General features: G+C 64.0%; 17 protein-coding genes. 14 read left to right on the top strand and 3 right to left on the bottom strand.

Annotation, left to right across the window (positions count from 1 at the left end; all coding sequences use genetic code 11):
* The 14 genes from urtC to LPA34_RS00505 all read left to right on the top strand — a co-directional run bounded on the left by urtC (position 1) and on the right by LPA34_RS00505 (position 13155).
* Positions 1 to 1182, top strand: a complete 1182-nt coding sequence (urtC, locus tag LPA34_RS00570) for an urea ABC transporter permease subunit UrtC (RefSeq protein WP_228973812.1) — start codon at positions 1 to 3, stop codon at positions 1180 to 1182.
* On the top strand, positions 1182 to 2048 hold the full coding sequence (urtD, locus tag LPA34_RS00565) for an urea ABC transporter ATP-binding protein UrtD (protein WP_228973809.1): 867 nt from the start codon (positions 1182 to 1184) through the stop codon (positions 2046 to 2048). The genes urtC and urtD overlap by 1 nt, the downstream gene beginning before the upstream one ends.
* Positions 2049 to 2881: 833 nt before the next feature.
* The gene (urtE, locus tag LPA34_RS00560) at positions 2882 to 3574 is read left to right on the top strand and encodes an urea ABC transporter ATP-binding subunit UrtE (RefSeq protein ID WP_228973806.1); all 693 of its coding nucleotides are present in this window, start codon (positions 2882 to 2884) and stop codon (positions 3572 to 3574) included.
* A 206-nt stretch (positions 3575 to 3780) separates the two neighbouring features.
* A complete protein-coding gene (locus LPA34_RS00555; protein WP_228973804.1) occupies positions 3781 to 4662 on the top strand; it encodes an urease accessory protein UreD in 882 nt (293 codons plus the stop codon).
* A gap of 236 nt (positions 4663 to 4898) precedes the next feature.
* On the top strand, positions 4899 to 5702 hold the full coding sequence (locus LPA34_RS00550; protein WP_228973802.1) for a transporter substrate-binding domain-containing protein: 804 nt from the start codon (positions 4899 to 4901) through the stop codon (positions 5700 to 5702).
* Between the two features lie 97 nt (positions 5703 to 5799).
* Positions 5800 to 6102, top strand: coding sequence for an urease subunit gamma (gene ureA / locus LPA34_RS00545; protein WP_228973800.1), 303 nt, complete (start codon positions 5800 to 5802; stop codon positions 6100 to 6102).
* Between the two features lie 10 nt (positions 6103 to 6112).
* Complete coding sequence (locus tag LPA34_RS00540; protein ID WP_228973798.1) at positions 6113 to 6418, top strand: urease subunit beta; 306 nt, start codon at positions 6113 to 6115, stop codon at positions 6416 to 6418.
* A gap of 62 nt (positions 6419 to 6480) precedes the next feature.
* Entirely contained in the window at positions 6481 to 8187 is a 1707-nt protein-coding gene (gene ureC / locus LPA34_RS00535; protein WP_228973796.1) for an urease subunit alpha, read from the top strand.
* Positions 8188 to 8194: 7 nt separating this feature from the next.
* Positions 8195 to 8797 (top strand): urease accessory protein UreE, encoded by a 603-nt coding sequence (ureE, locus tag LPA34_RS00530; protein ID WP_228973794.1) that lies wholly within the window; start codon positions 8195 to 8197, stop codon positions 8795 to 8797.
* Positions 8784 to 9464 (top strand): urease accessory protein UreF, encoded by a 681-nt coding sequence (locus LPA34_RS00525; protein ID WP_228974164.1) that lies wholly within the window; start codon positions 8784 to 8786, stop codon positions 9462 to 9464. Before ureE ends, LPA34_RS00525 begins: the two co-directional genes overlap by 14 nt.
* 11 nt (positions 9465 to 9475) lie before the next feature.
* A complete protein-coding gene (ureG, locus tag LPA34_RS00520; protein WP_228973792.1) occupies positions 9476 to 10117 on the top strand; it encodes an urease accessory protein UreG in 642 nt (213 codons plus the stop codon).
* Positions 10118 to 10249: 132 nt separating this feature from the next.
* Complete coding sequence (locus LPA34_RS00515) at positions 10250 to 11212, top strand: glycosyltransferase family 2 protein (RefSeq protein WP_228973789.1); 963 nt, start codon at positions 10250 to 10252, stop codon at positions 11210 to 11212.
* Positions 11209 to 11601: a GtrA family protein gene (locus LPA34_RS00510; protein WP_228973787.1), complete on the top strand. Its 393-nt coding sequence runs from the start codon at positions 11209 to 11211 to the stop codon at positions 11599 to 11601. The genes LPA34_RS00515 and LPA34_RS00510 overlap by 4 nt, the downstream gene beginning before the upstream one ends.
* 33 nt (positions 11602 to 11634) lie before the next feature.
* On the top strand, positions 11635 to 13155 hold the full coding sequence (locus LPA34_RS00505) for a glycosyltransferase family 39 protein (protein ID WP_228973785.1): 1521 nt from the start codon (positions 11635 to 11637) through the stop codon (positions 13153 to 13155).
* A gap of 28 nt (positions 13156 to 13183) precedes the next feature.
* On the opposite strand, the gene waaA is transcribed toward LPA34_RS00505, so the two are convergent.
* From waaA to waaC, 3 genes are all read right to left on the bottom strand, one after another.
* On the bottom strand, positions 13184 to 14509 hold the full coding sequence (gene waaA, locus LPA34_RS00500) for a lipid IV(A) 3-deoxy-D-manno-octulosonic acid transferase (protein ID WP_228973782.1): 1326 nt from the start codon (positions 14507 to 14509) through the stop codon (positions 13184 to 13186).
* Positions 14510 to 14618: 109 nt separating this feature from the next.
* Positions 14619 to 15503: a Kdo hydroxylase family protein gene (locus tag LPA34_RS00495; RefSeq protein ID WP_228973780.1), complete on the bottom strand. Its 885-nt coding sequence runs from the start codon at positions 15501 to 15503 to the stop codon at positions 14619 to 14621.
* A gap of 133 nt (positions 15504 to 15636) precedes the next feature.
* A complete protein-coding gene (gene waaC, locus LPA34_RS00490) occupies positions 15637 to 16653 on the bottom strand; it encodes a lipopolysaccharide heptosyltransferase I (RefSeq protein ID WP_267478858.1) in 1017 nt (338 codons plus the stop codon).
* Positions 16654 to 16759 lie beyond the last annotated feature (106 nt).

Raw genomic sequence — 16759 nt, 5'->3', positions numbered from 1 at the left:
ATGACATCCGTGACCTCTTCCGCCCCGGTTTCGCCCGCGCGTACGGATGCGCCGGACGAACGCGCCGCGCTATCCGGCTTCGCACTCGGCTTGCCGCCGCGTCCCGCGCTGCTGTCGCGCCGCGCGTGGCAGGCGCTGATCGCGCTCATCATCGCGATCGGGCTGGGCGTGCCGTTCACCGCGCTCGTGCTGCCTGAGTCGAGCGCCTTCCACCTGTCCGCGTATGCGATGACGCTGGCCGGCAAATTCATGTGTTACGCGATCGCAGCGCTTGCGCTCGATCTCGTGTGGGGCTATTGCGGCATTCTGAGTCTGGGGCACGCGCTCTTCTTCGCGCTTGGCGGCTACGCGATCGGCATGTATCTGATGCGCGCGATTGGCCACGACGGCAAATACGGCAGCGATCTGCCCGACTTCATGGTGTTTCTCGACTGGCACGCGCTGCCCTGGTACTGGCAAGGCACACAGCACTTCTGGTACGCGTTGCTGCTCGTCGTGCTGGTGCCGGCGGTGATTGCATGGGTGTTCGGCTTTTTCACGTTCCGCTCGCGGGTCAAGGGCGTGTATCTGTCGATCATCACGCAGGCGATGACGTTTGCCGCGATGCTGCTGTTTTACCGCAATGAAACCGGCTTCGGCGGCAACAACGGCTTTACCGATTTCAAGCGCATCGCCGGCTTTCCGGTCACGCACCCGGGCACGCGCACGGCCCTGTTGCTGATCACGTTCGCGGTGCTCGTGCTGTCGTTCATCGGTGCGCGTGCGATCGTGACATCGAAGCTTGGACGCGTCGTCACGGCCGTGCGTGACGGCGAGACACGGCTGATGTTCCTTGGCTACAGTCCGCTTGCGTACAAGCTTTTCGTATGGACCCTGTCGGCCGTGCTGTGCGGGATTGCGGGTGCGCTGTATGTGCCGCAGGTCGGCATCATCAATCCGGGCGAGATGTCGCCGGGCAACTCGATCGAAATGGCGATCTGGGTGGCGGTGGGCGGACGCGGCACGTTGATCGGACCGATCATCGGCGCGTTTGCGGTGAACGGCGCGAAGAGTTTTTTCACGGCGAACTTCGCTGAATACTGGCTGTTCTTTCTGGGGGCGATTTTTGTGCTTGTACCGCTCTTTTTGCCGAACGGAATCATGGGGCTGATCGAGCTCGCCATGCGGCGGAGGAAGCCGTGATGAACGAGAACCCGATGGTGCCCGACCTTGCCGTGCCTGACGGATTCGATGGTGGGCGCACGTTGAGCGGCGTTGCTTCGATGGGGAGAGTCGTTACGCCTGGCGAGATCGATGTATCGCACGGCGCGATTCTTTATCTGGAAGACGTCACGGTGAGTTTCGACGGCTTTCGTGCGTTGAATGCGTTGTCGCTGTCGATCGATGTGGGCGAACTGCGCTGCATTATCGGGCCGAACGGCGCGGGCAAGACGACGATGATGGACGTCATCACCGGCAAGACCGCGCCCGATTCGGGCAAGGTGTTTCTGGGTCAGACGATCGACCTGACGCGGATGAACGAGCCTTCGATTGCGCGCGCCGGGATTGGGCGCAAGTTCCAGAAGCCAACTGTATTCGAGCAGCATCCCGTGTGGGAGAACCTTGAACTGGCGATGAAGGCAGACAAGGGCTGGTGGGCTTCTTTGCGGGCGCGGCTGGATCGGGAGGCCCAAGCTCGTATCGAGGAGACGCTGGTGCTGATTCGTCTTGAGAGCGAGGCTCGGAGACTGGCTGGCGAGTTATCGCATGGGCAGAAGCAGCGGCTTGAAATCGGGATGTTGTTGATGCAGCAGCCAGCTCTTTTGTTGCTCGATGAGCCTGCTGCCGGGATGACTGATGATGAGACCATGGAGCTTGCGGTTTTGCTTGATAAATTGCGGGGGACGTGTTCGATGATGGTGGTCGAACATGATATGGAGTTTGTCGCCGCGCTTGCTGGCGACGCCGGGCGGGTCACCGTTATGGCTGAAGGACGTGTTCTGGCTCATGGGTCGCTTGATGAGGTTAAGCAGGACGAAACGGTTATTGAGTCTTATCTTGGCAGATAGGGGGTTTTCGTTTTTCTTGTTTTTTTGGTTTTTCTGGTTTTTTTGGCCTTTCCTTGAATTCGTGTCGGTCTATTAGTGTTGCCCCTGTGCGAGGCGGCATTCTGGTTTTCTCTTGCCGATGCGGGTTTTTGCTTTGGCCTTTCCTTGCATTCATGTCGGTCTATTAGCGTTGCCCCTGTGCGGGGCGGCACCTACTTTTCTTTGTCCCCCAAGGGGACTTCCTTCGGGGCGTCTTGCCAAAGAAAAGTAGGCAAAAGAAAGGCGCTTCGAAAGGCCATCTTTTCCTGGTGCATCATCGCCGGGGAATGGCAACCCGCGAAGTGTCGCCCCCGCACTTCAGCCGGCATGGGTCCCCGCGCGATTCCGTCCCGCGCGCGGTCCGTGCCCGTGACAAGGCAGTCATTCACGCCGCTTCGCACTGCGTGCGTCGCGGTTGGGTCGGACCGATGGGTGCTGGGTGTGGGCGGTGGGTGTTATGCCGAACGGCGACGCACGTAGTGCGGAGTCGGATGGATGAGTGCTTTGTCACTGGCGCTGCTGCGCGAGGGACGAAATCGCGCGGGGGCCTATGTGATGGGAACTACAGGAGTGACACTTCATGGGTTGCCATTCCCCGGAAATGACACACCGGGAAACGGTGAGTTTTCGGAGCGACTTTCTTTTGCCTACTTTTCTTTGGCAAGACGCCCCGAAGGAAGTCCCCTTGGGGGACAAAGAAAAGTAGGTGCCGCCCCGCACAGGGGCGACGCTAATAGACCGACATGAATGCAAGGAAAGGCCAAAGCAAGAACCCTGATCAGAAACCAAAAAACCCAGCAAAGGCAAAACCCAAAATGCTAGAAGTAACAAAACTAAACCAGTACTACGGCGGCAGCCACATCCTCCGCGATGTAAAACTCACCGTGCCGGACGGCAAACTCACCGTACTGCTCGGCCGCAATGGCGTCGGCAAAACAACGCTCCTGCGCTGTCTGATGGGCACCGTCCAGACAAAAAGCGGTTCGATCACCTGGCGTGATACCCCTCTCACCAGACTCCCCACCCACGCGCGCGTCGCGCAAGGCCTCGCCTACGTGCCACAAGGCCGCGATATCTTCCCGCGTCTCACAGTCGAAGAAAATCTCCTCGTCGGCGCAGCCAGCAAAAAAGCCCCATCGAAAATCCCGGACAGGATCTATGAACTCTTCCCGGTCCTGAAAGACATGCGCGCCCGCCGCGGCGGCGACCTCTCCGGCGGTCAGCAGCAACAACTCGCCATCGGCCGTGCCCTCATGAGCGACCCGCAACTCCTCATCCTCGATGAACCCACCGAAGGTATCCAGCCCTCCATCATCCAGGATATCGGCCGGACGCTACGTCAACTCGTCGAGGAAATGAACCTCACCGTCCTCCTCGTCGAACAGTATTACGACTTCGCCAAAGCCATCGCCGACCGCTACTGGGTCATGAGTCGCGGTGAAATCGTCGCCGGCGGCGAAGGCGCCAATATGGACGCAGACGGCGTGCGCACGCTCATCGCCGTCTGATCGCTCAACCCGGCATCAGCCAGCAGGCAACGCGCCGCTATTCGACTCCTCGTCTGCGTCGCCGCACGGCTCCCAATCCGCAGCACAGTAGCCGTCGTCCGGTGACGACGCAGTCCGGCTCATGCGCCGCGCCCGGCAGTACAATCCGTCGACAAGCCGTCGCCCCGCGCGACTACACCGCCGCTCCATTTTCGAACGCCCACCCGATGTCGCTTCACGAAAATCACGCTGCACTCGTCAGCGCGCAATCCGTCGCTCATCGCGAGTGGCGCGCGCGTCTCGAACTCGGCTTCACGCAGCAAGGCGAACGCACCACGCTCTCGCATCGTCTTCATGACGGTCCGTTGCGCGTGCAACGTCCCCTCTATCCGGAAGGTCATGCGATCTGTCACGCCGTGATCGTCCATCCGCCCGGCGGCGTCGCGGGCGGCGACCGGCTCGACGTCGACGTCTCGCTCGGCTCCGCCACGCACGCGGTCCTCACGACGCCCGGCGCCACCAGGTGGTACAAGTCGAACGGTCGAACGGCGCGGCAACGCATCGATATCCGCGTCGGCGAAAACGCAAGACTCGACTGGCTCCCGCAAAACAACATTGTCTTCGATCACGCACACGCAGACCTGGACTTCTCGCTGACGCTGGCGAAAGGCGCAACCGCCCTCGGCTGGGATGCGACGCAGCTCGGTCGCCAGGCTGCCGGTGAACGCTGGTCGGCCGGCACGCTCCATGCGGTGTCGCGTATCGTCGGCAGCGACGGAAAACTGCTGTGGCTCGAACGCGCCCAGCTCACGGCAACCGATCCGCTGCGCGATTCGGCACAAGGCCTCGACGGCTTTCCCGCCTACGGCACGCTATGGGCCGTAGGCCCGGCATGTAGCGACACGCTCGCCGAAACCCTCACCGCGCAACTCCCGTTCGACGATACCCTGCGCGCCGCCGCCTCATGCGTCAGCGAAAATGTGCTGCTGGTGCGCGCCGTATCGCGATCGATGGAAACGCTGCAACGTGCATTGACGCAGTGCTGGCTACACCTGCGCCCGGTGGTTCATGGTGTCGAAGCCGTGCCGCTGCGAATCTGGACGACGTAAGGTCCAAAAGCCACACGCTCGCAAAAGAACCGTACCGGCGCCAAAGCCCGACGCACCAAACCGGCGCAACAATCGCGCGGCGCGCGCCCGGATGTGGTGCCACCCTGCATGCATCTTGCCGCGCGCCCTTGTTGCACAGTCATGGCACACGGCTTGCTGTGGTTAGCGCCTCGACGCTGCCGCATCTTCGACGGCCGTCACCCGGTTCGCCGGACTACACGCCCATGAAAAACAACATGACCCAACCGATCGTCCGCCGTTCGCGCCGCGCATGGCTTGCCGCGCTGCTGGTTTCGCCCGCCCTCGTCTGCTTCGCCGGCACCGCTCACGCCGATGCGCTCGACAACATCGTGAAGTCCGGCACGCTCAAGGTCGCCGTGCCGGAGGACTATCCGCCGTTCGGCTCGGTCGGCCCGGACATGAAGCCGCAAGGCTATGACATCGACACCGCCGCGCTGCTCGCGAAATCGATGCACGTGAAGCTCGAACTCGTGCCGGTGAACAGCGCGAACCGCATTCCCTATCTGCAGACGAACAAGGTCGATCTCGTGATCTCATCGCTCGGCAAAACGCCGGATCGCGAGAAGGTCATCGATTTTTCGACGGCCTACGCGCCGTACTATCAGGGTGTCTTCGGCCCGGCCGACATCAAGGTCAGCAGCCCCGCCGATCTCACCGGCAAAACGGTGGGCGCGACGCGCGGCGCACTTGAAGAAGTCGCCCTCACGCAGATGGCGCCGAACGCGACGATCAAGCGCTTCGAAGACAACAACGCGACGATCGCCGCGTTCCTGTCGGGCCAGGTGCAGTTGATCGCGGCGGGCAACATCGTCGCGGCTTCGATCCTCGCGAAGAATCCGCCGCGCCGTCCGGAGCCGAAGTTCGTCATCAAGAATTCGCCGTGCTTCGTGGGGCTGAACAAGGGCGAAACGCGTCTCTTGCAGAAGGTCGATGCCGCCATCGCCGCCGCGAAGCAGGACGGCACGCTCAATACGATGTCGAAAAAGTGGTTCGGCGCCGCGCTGCCTTCCAGTCTGTAAGCCGCGCACGGGTCGACCTGTTATAGACTGACCTGCCACTGGGTCCGCGCTGCCGCGCGGGCTCAATCACGTACCCACGTAGCCACTCACCCATCCGATGAAGCTGACACCTCGCGAAAAGGACAAGCTCCTGATCTTCACCGCCGCACTGCTCGCCGAGCGGCGTCGCGCACGCGGCCTGAAACTGAACTATCCGGAAGCCGTCGCGTTCATTTCGGCCGCGCTGATGGAAGCGGCGCGCGACGGCAAAACCGTCGCCGAAGCGATGCACTACGGCACCACGCTCCTCACGCGCGACGACGTCATGGAAGGCGTGCCGGAGATGATTCCCGATATCCAGGTCGAAGCGACGTTTCCCGACGGCACGAAGCTCGTGACCGTCCACCATCCGATCCCGTGAAGGAGCCCGCATGATCCCCGGCGAACTGTTCACCGACAATGGCGAACACGAACTGAACGCGGGCCGCACGACGGTGACCGTCACGGTTTCGAATACCGGCGACCGTCCGGTGCAGATCGGCTCGCACTACCATTTTCATGAGGTCAACGCGGCGCTCGCGTTCGAGCGCGAAGCGGCGCGCGGCTTTCGCCTGAACATCGCGGCCGGCACCGCCGTGCGCTTCGAGCCCGGCCAGGAACGCACCGTCGAACTGGTCGAACTGGCGGGTGACCGTGTCGTCTACGGTTTCAACGGCAAGGTGATGGGCAAACTTTAAGCGCTGCACTTCGCGCTATCGAAACCCCTGTTCATCGCGCCGCTCATTTCCGGACTCATACCATGACACTACGCATTGGCCGCCGCGCATACGCGGAGATGTTCGGCCCCACGACCGGCGACCGCGTCCGCCTCGCCGACACTGAACTGCTGATCGAAGTCGAACGCGACTTCACGACCTACGGCGAAGAAGTGACGTTCGGCGGCGGCAAGGTGATCCGCGACGGCATGGGTCAGTCGCAGCGCGTGCACGCCGACGTCGTCGATACGGTCGTCACGAACGCAGTGATCCTCGATCACTGGGGCATCGTGAAGGCCGATATCGGCATCAAGGATGGCCGCATCGCGGCAATCGGCAAGGCGGGCAATCCGGACATCCAGCCAGGCGTGACGATCGCGATCGGCGCGGCCACCGAAGTGATCGCCGGCGAAGGCCTGATCGTGACGGCCGGCGGCATCGACACGCACATCCACTTCATCAGCCCGCAACAGATCGAGGAAGCACTCGCGAGCGGCGTCACCACGATGCTCGGCGGCGGCACGGGTCCGGCGACGGGCACCAACGCCACGACGTGTACGCCCGGCCCCTGGCATCTCGAACGCATGTTGCAGGCCGCCGACGGCTATCCGATGAATCTCGGCTTTCTCGGCAAGGGCAACGTGAGCCAGCCGGCGCCCGCGCTCGAGCAGATCGCCGCCGGCGCGATCGGCCTGAAGCTGCACGAGGACTGGGGCACGACGCCCGCCGCGATCGACAACTGTCTGTCGGTCGCCGACGACACCGACACGCAGGTCGCGATCCACACGGATACGCTGAACGAAGCGGGTTTTGTCGAAACGACGGTTGAGGCGTTCAAGGGCCGCACGATCCACACGTACCACACGGAAGGCGCGGGCGGCGGCCACGCACCCGACATCATCAAGGTTTGCGGCGAAGCCAACGTGCTGCCTTCGTCGACGAATCCGACGCGCCCGTACACCGTCAATACGCTCGAAGAACATCTCGACATGCTGATGGTGTGCCATCACCTGGACCCCTCGATCGCGGAAGACATCGCATTCGCCGAATCGCGCATCCGTCGCGAGACGATCGCGGCCGAGGATATCCTGCACGACCTGGGCGCGCTGTCGATGCTCTCGTCGGATTCGCAGGCAATGGGACGCGTGGGCGAAGTGATCATCCGCACGTGGCAGACCGCGCACAAGATGAAAGTGCAACGCGGCGCGCTCGCTGAAGACACCGCGCGTAACGATAATTTCCGCGCGAAGCGCTACGTCGCGAAGTACACGATCAATCCCGCGATCACGCACGGCATCGCGCACGAAGTCGGTTCGGTCGAGCCGGGCAAGTGGGCCGATCTGGTGTTCTGGGAGCCGGCGTTTTTCGGCATCAAGCCTTCGCTGATTCTCAAGGGCGGCATGATCGCGATGGCGCAGATGGGCGACCCGAACGCGTCGATTCCAACGCCGCAGCCGGTGCATTACCGCGAGATGTTCGCGACGCGCGGCGGCGCACTGGGCCGCACGTCGCTCACATTCGTCTCGCAAATGGCGGCCGATGCCGGCGTCGCGGAACGTTACGGCCTGAACAAGCGGGTCGTCGCGGTCAGGAACTGCCGCAACATCACGAAGGCCGACATGATCCACAATGCGTGGAGGCCGGCGATCACGGTCGATCCGGAAACCTATGAAGTCATCGCGGACGGCCAGTTGCTGACCTGCGAACCGGCTACCGTGCTGCCGATGGCACAACGCTATTTCCTGTTTTAAAGCCCCCATGCGCACGATCGATAAACGCATCGAACCGCACATCAAGCTCGCCGCCGTGCTGGTCAGGCGCGCGCCGCCCCTGACGCTCGCGTTCGATGCTCGCTGTAAAAGCCGGCTCGCGGCAACGCTCGACAACGGCGAGGAAGTCGCGCTGCTGCTGCCGCGCGGCACGGTGCTGCGCGACGGCGACATACTCGTCGCGCAGGACGGCGCGCTGGTGCGCGTCGTCGCGGCTGCCGAAGCCGTGCTCCGCGTGCGCGCGCCGGACCGCATCACGCTCACGCGCGCCGCGTATCACCTCGGCAACCGTCACACGCCGGTCGAAATCGGCGACGATTACCTGAAGCTCGAATTCGATCCGGTGCTCGCCGACATGCTGAAGCGTCTCGGCGCGACGGTCGAGCAGGTTTCGATGCCGTTCCAGCCGGAAACAGGCGCGTACGGCGGCGGCCACAAGCACGGTCACGACGAAACTTTCGCCGAAGACTACGCGATCGCCCAGCAGGTGTTCGATGAACATCATGGGCATGATCACGCGCACGACGACGGCCACGACCACAGCCATTGCGGCGACGCACATCATCAGCATCATCACCATGCGCATCGCTGAACTCACTGCGCTGCTGCATCTCGCGTCACCGGCGCTGCCGATCGGCGCATTCAGCTATTCGCAAGGGCTTGAAGCCGCGATCGAAGCGCAACGCGTCACCGATGCGGACAGCACGCGCGACTGGATCGCAGGCGGCCTCACTACCGTGCTCGCGCGCGGCGAGTTGCCGTTTCTCGCGCATCAGATCGAACGCTGGCGTTCGCACGACGCCGCCGCGCTGGCCGTTGCGAACGAGGAATTTCTCGCGAGCCGCGAATCGGCGGAACTGCGTCGCGAAACGGAACAGATGGGCTGGTCGCTGCGGCAACTGTGCGCATCGCTCGAATGGGGCGACGCAGCGCGCCGCGCGACGCTCGCCGCGATGACACCCGTCGCGCAACCCACGGCATTCGCGTACGCCGCCTGGGCCCACGATGCCGCCACCGATGCCGCCCTCGCCGCTTACGCCTTCAGCTGGGTCGAGAACCAGGCGGCCGCGGCGCTAAAGGCGGTGCCGCTCGGACAGCTCGCGGGCCAGCGCATCATCGTGGCGCTGCGCGAACGCATCGGCGAAGCGGTCGCCCACGCGCTCGCCACGGCGCCTCAAGACATCAACACCTTCGCGCCGCAACTCGGCATTCTGTCGGCGCGCCACGAGTCGCAGTATTCGCGGCTCTTCCGCTCATAAGCTCACCGATCATGAACGCACCTCATCCTGCCCAACGTACGAAGAAACTGCCTGCGCTGCGCGTGGGCGTCGGCGGCCCGGTCGGCTCCGGCAAGACCACGCTGCTCGAAATGCTCTGCAAGGCGATGCGCGAGCGCTACGACCTCGTCGCGATCACGAACGACATCTACACGAAAGAAGACCAGCGCCTCCTGACCGTCGCGGGCGCGCTGCCGGCCGAACGCATCATGGGCGTCGAAACGGGCGGCTGCCCGCACACGGCGATCCGCGAGGACGCGTCGATCAACCTGGAAGCCGTCGACCGCATGCTCACGCGCTTCCCCGACGCCGACATCGTGTTCATCGAATCCGGCGGCGACAACCTGGCCGCGACCTTCAGCCCGGAACTGTCGGACCTGACGATCTACGTGATCGACGTAGCCGGCGGCGAGAAAATTCCGCGCAAGGGCGGCCCCGGCATCACGAAATCCGACCTGCTCGTGATCAACAAGACCGATCTCGCGCCGATGGTCGGGGCGAATCTCGACGTAATGGCCGCCGATGCGAAGAAAATGCGCGGCGAACGGCCGTTCGTGATGTGCAACCTGAAGGCGCTCGACGGACTCGCCGACGTGATTGCGTTTATTGAGAAGAAGGGGTTGCTAGCGGTGTAGGTGCTATACGGAAAGGCAGATTTGTCGCAAATGTTAGAATGCGCGCTGGCTTTCGTTCGCCACGGGGCAACTGGCGGATCGTGTCCGGGAGCCTGACGCCTTGTAACATTACCGCCTTTCCCAAAAGACAAGATGATCCCTCGGAGTCCGGGCGCGAAAGATCTGATTTCGCTCGTCGTGCCCTTTTATAACGAGTCGGAAGTCATCGACGCATTTTTTCGTGAAGTGAGTCCGGTTTTGCGCAATATTGCGGATGCCGATTACGAAATCGTCTGCGTCAACGATGGCAGTACCGACTCGACACTCGATCACCTGCTCGCGGCATGTGCGGTCGACCCGTGCATCAAGGTCATCGACCTGTCCCGCAATTTCGGCAAGGAAGCGGCCATGACGGCCGGGATCGACGCCGCGATGGGCGAGGCCGTCATTCCGTTCGATGCAGACCTGCAGGATCCGCCGGAGGCGATTCCCGCGATGGTCGAGAAATGGCGCGAAGGCTTTGACGTCGTCCTCGCGAAGCGCGCCGAACGGCAGACCGACACGTACGCGAAACGCAGCAGCGCGGCGCTCTTCTACCGCGTGCACAACGCGATCTCCGACATCCAGATTCCCGCGAACGCGGGCGACTTCCGGCTGATGTCGCGGCCGGCCGTCGACGCCCTCAAGCAGTTGCCGGAAAACCGGCGCTTCATGAAAGGCCTTTTCGCATGGATCGGTTTCCGGACCGCGGAGATCGAATATTCGCGCCGCCCGCGCGCGGCCGGCAAGACGAAGTTCTCCGGCTGGAAGCTCTGGAATTTCGCGATCGAGGGGATGACCAGCTTCAGTACGCTGCCGCTGCGCATCTGGACGTATATCGGCGGCGTGACGGCGGCTTTCGCGATGCTCTATTCGGCGTATCTGATCCTGCGCACGCTGATTCGCGGCGTGGACATTCCGGGCTATGCGTCGATCATTACCGCCGTGCTGTTCCTCGGCGGCGTGCAGCTGATCGGCATTGGCGTGATCGGTGAATATGTCGGCCGGATGTATGTGGAGACGAAGCGTCGTCCCATCTACATCATCCGCAAGATCTATCGGCAGGGCGATTCGTGACGCAGCGCAGATGGCTCCGGTTCTGCGCGTACGCCTGTGTCGGCGCGACCGGCACCGGCGTGCAGTACGTCGTGCTGTTCGCGCTCGTCTCGACGAAGATGCTGGGCGCGGTTGCCGCATCGTGCATCGGCGCGGTGTTCGGCGCGATCGTGAACTACGCCCTCAACTATCACCTGACATTCAGAAGCACCGGGCGGCACGCGCATGTCGCGCCGCGGTTTTTCGCCGTGGCCGCGGCAGGCGTCGTGGTGAACAGTGTGTGCATGTTCCTGCTCGCGAATTGCCTGCGCGTGCCTTATCTGCTCGCGCAATGCGCGGCAACCGTCTGCGTCCTCGCGACTACTTATGTCGCGAACTCGATATGGGCGTTCAAAACACATACAGCGTGATGTAAAACGCGCCGCTTTTACCCGGGACTTCGCATGGCCGAACTATTCGCTTCTTCCGACGAGACACGCGCTCGATCTCACCTCACCGCCACGCAATCCAGCAACGTCCGTTTACTCCCGCTGCTGCTCGTGCATGCGCTCGTCTGGACGTTCGCGGCGTGGCTGTCGCGCGGCAACCTCGACTTCCAGGGCGACATGGTCGAGAACTACGCGTGGGGAATCGAATGGCAGGCCGGCTACGCGAAGCATCCACCGCTCTTCGCGTGGATCACGGCCGCGTGGTTCAGCATCGCGCCGCACACGGATCTCGCGTACTTCGCCCTGTCGGCGCTCAATGCGCTGATCGGGCTGCTCGGTATCGTCGCGCTCGCACGGCGGTTCCTGCCGTGGCGGCTCGCGATCGTCGCGGGTCTCGCGATGGCGGTCTCTCTGCTCTACACGAACCTCGCGATCAAGTTCAACGCGAACGCGGTGCTGCTGTCCGTGTGGCCGTGGACGGCGTATTTCTTCGTTCGCTTCATGCAGTCGGGCGCACGGCGCTGGGCGTTCGCGCTCGGCGTGTTCGCGGGGCTCGCGGTGCTCGGCAAGTACTTCTCCATCGTGCTGCTCGTGGCGCTCCTCGGCGCCGCACTCGCACGGCCGGCCTGGCGGGCACGGACGTTGAGCACCGGTTCGCTGTGGGTCGCAGCGGGTGGCGTGGTCACTTTGTTCGCTCACATCCGGTGGCTCGTGGTGAATCACTTTCCGACGTTCGGCTATGCATCGGAGCGCACCGGCGGGATCCTGCTCGACGCCGTCAGCCGCTTTGGCGTCTATACGCTCGCGCAGATCGGCTACCTCATACTGAGCTTCGGGTTCGTGCTGCTGCTGGTTCCCACTGAGCGCCGGCGCGCGGCGAAACTGATGGCGCAGGCTGTCGTCAAGCCGTCGCTGCATCCGGAGTTGTGGTCGCTTGCGATGGGCCCGTGGATCGTCGTCGGTGCGATGGCGGTGCTCGCGAAAACCCAGATGGCTTCGGTGTGGGGCATGGCGCAGTGGTTTGCGATCGTTCCATTGTGGCTCGCGGTTCTGGATCACGCGAGCATTCAACTCAGGCCCGTGCGTGCAGTGCGTGCGCTCTGTATCTACTGGATGCTGGTGCTGGTTGCATCGGCGACTGCCGGTTATCTCGACGCCAGAAAACACGGCGACAGCGCGGTCGATCCGCGTGTCGAACTGGCACACGTCGTTCATGACGCATGGCGCGAACGCACCGGTCACGATCTGCCGATCGTCGGCGGATCAGTGCATGAAGCCCAGTCGATTGCGTTCTACAGCGACGGACATACGCGGTTCTGGGACATCGAGGAACCGCGGACCACACCCTGGCTGAAACCGGCCGATCTGGAGAGCCAGGGCGCAGTGCTCGTGTGCGAAGAGAACGATACCGCGTGCCAGCAGTCGTCAGGCGCGCTGAGCGGCGTGCAGCCGATCACCGTACGGGTGAGCAAGCACGCATGGGGAATGTCGATGCCCGAACACACCTATCAGGTGTTCATGATGCTGCCGCGCTAGCGGCACTCAGTGGCAACCTGGTGGCAACTCAGCTGCGCGAGCGCTCGTGCGGCAGCAGCGTCGTCAGCACATCCACCGTCCGCACCGTCGCGCCGCGATGGCGTGCGGCAAACGCCGACGCCGCGCCGCCCATCGCGATGCGTCGCGAGCGGTCTTCGAAGAGTTCGCGCAACGCGCGCGCGAGCCCAGCCGGATCCTGCACCTGCACCGCCGCGCCGGCGGCGACCGCATCGGCCGTTGCCTGCGTGAAGTTGAACACGTGCGGGCCGATCAGCACCGGCACACCCACCGCGCACGCCTCGATCAGATTCTGTCCGCCGAGCGGCAGCAGACTGCCGCCGATAAACGCCAGATCGGAAGCGGCATAGTAAGCGCCCAGCTCGCCCATCGAGTCGCCGAGCAGCACCGTCACATCCTGAGGTAACGCCGCGATCGTCTGCGCCGAGCCGACGAGACTCGACGCCGCGCCGGCAGGCGCCCACTTCGAACGGCGCTCGAGACGCAGGCCGGTTTTCTCGACGAACGCGGCGACTTCATCGAAACGCTGCGGATGGCGCGGCACGAGAATCAGCAGCGCATCCTCGACGCCGAGCGCCGCGAACGCCTGCAGCACCAGCGCCTCTTCGCCTTCGCGCGTGCTCGCCGCGACCCAGACGGCCCGCGTACCGATTGCCGCACGCCACGCGTGGCCGCGCGCCGCGAGTTCAGGCGGCGTCGTCATATCGAACTTCAGGTTGCCCAGCACAGCCACGTTGCGCGCGCCGAGCGCGGTCAGCCGCTCGGCGTCCGACGGGCTTTGCGCAAGCACGCGCGCGAAACCGCCGAACACCTCGCGCGTCGCGTTGCCGAACTTCGCCGCGCGTTTATACGAACGCGCGGACATTCGCGCATTCGTCAGCACGAGCGGCACATCCGCGCGACGGCATTCGTCGATCAGCGTCGGCCACACTTCGGTTTCCATCACCACGCCGATCGTGGGCCGCCACGCGCGCAGGAAGCGTCGTACGACGTGCGGCATGTCATACGGCAGATAGGCGCGCAGCACGCGGTCGCCGAAAATCTGCTCACCGGTCGCGCGACCGCTCGGTGTCATGTGCGTGAGCAGAATGCGCGCATCCGGACGCGCCTTGATCAACGCTTCGATGAGCGGCTGCGCGGCACGCGTCTCGCCCACCGATACCGCATGCACCCAGATCAGCGGTGCGTCGTCGTCGGGACGACGTCCACGTGCGCGCCCAAAACGCTCGGCGATATGCTCGCGATAGCCGTGCTCGCGACGCGAGCGCACATAGAGCCGGATCACGGCGATGGGCGCGACGATCCACCAGAGCGCGTTATAGATGGCCCTCAGCATCCCGCCTCCGCAAGCGCGGGAACGCAGGAGCCTGTCCCAACGCCATGAAGACGGACACAACGGCGAAACGCCGGGCGCAAATCCAGGCGCGGCGCGCGAAGAGCCGCGCTCAAACCAGCGCCCTGCCCTTCAGGCGTTCGAGGATGCCAAGCGGCGCGCACTCCGGCTGCGCCATGGCCCTGACCGGCAGGAAGAACGTCTGCTCGAGCATGAACTGGCCGGACATCACCGCGTGCGACGTCTGATCCGAAAAGCACACCCAGACGCTACCCGGCGGAAACGGCATGGTCTCCTGCGGGCTGGCCTTCTGATAATCGAGGTCGGCCTTCATGCCGTCGTGCAGGTTCAGCATCAGATGGTCGTATTCGCTGCGCTTCGATTTCGTGACGTGCAGCAGATGCTGCAGCCAGGCCGAACCCGGCATCTGCGGCTTGATCTTCGGCAGGAAGCGTTTTGCCATGTCCTCGAACGGTTCGCCCACGCGCCACACGCGCGGTGCGCCATTCGGATTCACGTTCGTGAAGACGCGCAGAATCCGTTCGCCGTAATTGGGCCGCGACGGGAACGCATCGACGTGCAGGCGGCTGTCGTCCTTGCGCCATGACGTCTGGCGCGTTTCGACCTGATGCAGGCGCAGGCTCGTCGGCGCGACACGCAGCTTGCCGTCGTATTCGGGGAAGAGGCCGTCGACCAGCGAGCGCGCGTTCGCCTGATACCGCGCGATCAACGCACGCACGGCCGTCTGCGTGACCGCGTCGCCGAGCACGCCATGTAGCGCGCCGCCGTTCGGTTCGAGACTGATGTTCTTGCGCTTCGGATCGGCGAGCGCCGGGTCGAGCAGCGCCTGCTCACCGCCTTCAATCGAAAAACGCAGGTTCGGGAAATACAGCACCTTGCCGCGCTCGACGCCGGCAAGCAGCGTCTCGCGCGCGATGGACAGGTTCATGCCCTGCCAGTCGGCGGATGCGACTTCGATGATCTGGGATTCGTTCATGGTCGCCCTTTTTGAAGCGGATGGAGCGTAGCGTGTTCGTCGCCTGTCGCGGTGCCGGCGCGTGCGGCTGCCCGGTTGCCGTCAGGGTGCATATTCAATACGTTTGCGTTCCCTGCAGCAGACCGCTCTGCACTCACAGCAGGCCGAAGCCGGCCAGCGCGGCCTTCACCTGTTGAAGCGTCGGCGGCTGGCCAGCCGTGCCGAGATTGATGACATTCGGCGACCAGTAGCCGCCCGTGCGCCACGCGGTGGCGAAATTGTACAACTCGACTGTCGGCCGTTTCAGGGCCGCCGCGATATGAACAAGACCTGTGTCAACGCCAACCGTCGCCGCTGCGCCGTCGATGAGGCCCACCACCGCCGGCAGCGAGAGCTTCGGCGGCACGACCGCCGCCGCGCCGAATTCGCGTGCGAGCCGCTCGCTCGTCTCGCGTTCGGCGTCGCTGCCCCACGGCAGCACGATCGAGCCGCCGCGCCGCACGAGCGCCTGCCCGAGCTCGATCCACGCGGCGTCGGGCCACTGCTTGTCGGTGCGTGAGGTTGCGTGCACGAACACCACGTACGGCACCGGCAGGTTCAGCCCGAGCGCGGAGACCGCCAGCGCGGCCTGGCGCGTGTCGATGCCGAAGTCGATGTCGTCGGTGGGTTGCGGCGCGGGTGCGCCGAGCGCGGGTGCGCCGAGCGCGGCCGCCACCAGCTGGCGCGTGCGCTCGACCACGTGTGTGCGCGGCGCGATCGGCACGCGCCGGTCGTAAAAGAAGCGCACCGGCCATTCGAAGCCGGCGCCGTCGGTACGGTTCGCGAGGCCCGTGAGCGGCCCGCGCGCCCAGCTCGCGACCCACGCGGTCTTGATAAGCCCCTGGCAGTCGATCACGAGATCGTATTTCTCCGCGGCCAGCGCGCGGCGAAACGCACCGATCTCGCGCCAGTTGTCGGGCGAAAACAGACGCTTGCGCCAGCGACGCAGCGAAAACGGAATCGCACGGCGCACGCCGTGGACGAGCTGCACCAGCTCGATAAAGCTTTCTTCGACGAGCCAGTCGATCTGCGCCTCGGGATAGCGGCGAAGAATATCGGCAATCACCGGCATGTTGTGGACGACGTCGCCCAGCGACGACACCCGCACGATCAGTATCTTTTGTACGCTCAAGTGGCAATTGCCGGCAAACCGGCTCGAAGATGCGTGAATGGGACGGCAATTCTATCGCGACCGGAGCCTTTTCCAGGACAAGTCGCAGGATAAGTCGCATGCGAAC

The sequence above is a fragment of the Paraburkholderia gardini genome, assembly GCF_907164575.1.
GTDB lineage: Bacteria > Pseudomonadota > Gammaproteobacteria > Burkholderiales > Burkholderiaceae > Paraburkholderia > Paraburkholderia gardini.
This window is presented reverse-complemented; position numbering and strand designations above follow the sequence as displayed.

Excerpts from the sequence above, each read along its gene's own strand:
- urtC (WP_228973812.1), top strand. The coding sequence starts at position 1 with ATGACATCCGTGACCTCTTCCGCCCCGGTTTCGCCCGCGCGTACGGAT.
- urtD (WP_228973809.1), top strand. The coding sequence starts at position 1,182 with ATGAACGAGAACCCGATGGTGCCCGACCTTGCCGTGCCTGACGGATTC.
- urtE (WP_228973806.1), top strand. The coding sequence starts at position 2,882 with ATGCTAGAAGTAACAAAACTAAACCAGTACTACGGCGGCAGCCACATC.
- LPA34_RS00555 (WP_228973804.1), top strand. The coding sequence starts at position 3,781 with ATGTCGCTTCACGAAAATCACGCTGCACTCGTCAGCGCGCAATCCGTC.
- LPA34_RS00550 (WP_228973802.1), top strand. The coding sequence starts at position 4,899 with ATGACCCAACCGATCGTCCGCCGTTCGCGCCGCGCATGGCTTGCCGCG.
- ureA (WP_228973800.1), top strand. The coding sequence starts at position 5,800 with ATGAAGCTGACACCTCGCGAAAAGGACAAGCTCCTGATCTTCACCGCC.
- LPA34_RS00540 (WP_228973798.1), top strand. The coding sequence starts at position 6,113 with ATGATCCCCGGCGAACTGTTCACCGACAATGGCGAACACGAACTGAAC.
- ureC (WP_228973796.1), top strand. The coding sequence starts at position 6,481 with ATGACACTACGCATTGGCCGCCGCGCATACGCGGAGATGTTCGGCCCC.
- ureE (WP_228973794.1), top strand. The coding sequence starts at position 8,195 with ATGCGCACGATCGATAAACGCATCGAACCGCACATCAAGCTCGCCGCC.
- LPA34_RS00525 (WP_228974164.1), top strand. The coding sequence starts at position 8,784 with ATGCGCATCGCTGAACTCACTGCGCTGCTGCATCTCGCGTCACCGGCG.
- ureG (WP_228973792.1), top strand. The coding sequence starts at position 9,476 with ATGAACGCACCTCATCCTGCCCAACGTACGAAGAAACTGCCTGCGCTG.
- LPA34_RS00515 (WP_228973789.1), top strand. The coding sequence starts at position 10,250 with ATGATCCCTCGGAGTCCGGGCGCGAAAGATCTGATTTCGCTCGTCGTG.
- LPA34_RS00505 (WP_228973785.1), top strand. The coding sequence starts at position 11,635 with ATGGCCGAACTATTCGCTTCTTCCGACGAGACACGCGCTCGATCTCAC.
- waaA (WP_228973782.1), bottom strand. The coding sequence starts at position 14,509 with ATGCTGAGGGCCATCTATAACGCGCTCTGGTGGATCGTCGCGCCCATC.
- LPA34_RS00495 (WP_228973780.1), bottom strand. The coding sequence starts at position 15,503 with ATGAACGAATCCCAGATCATCGAAGTCGCATCCGCCGACTGGCAGGGC.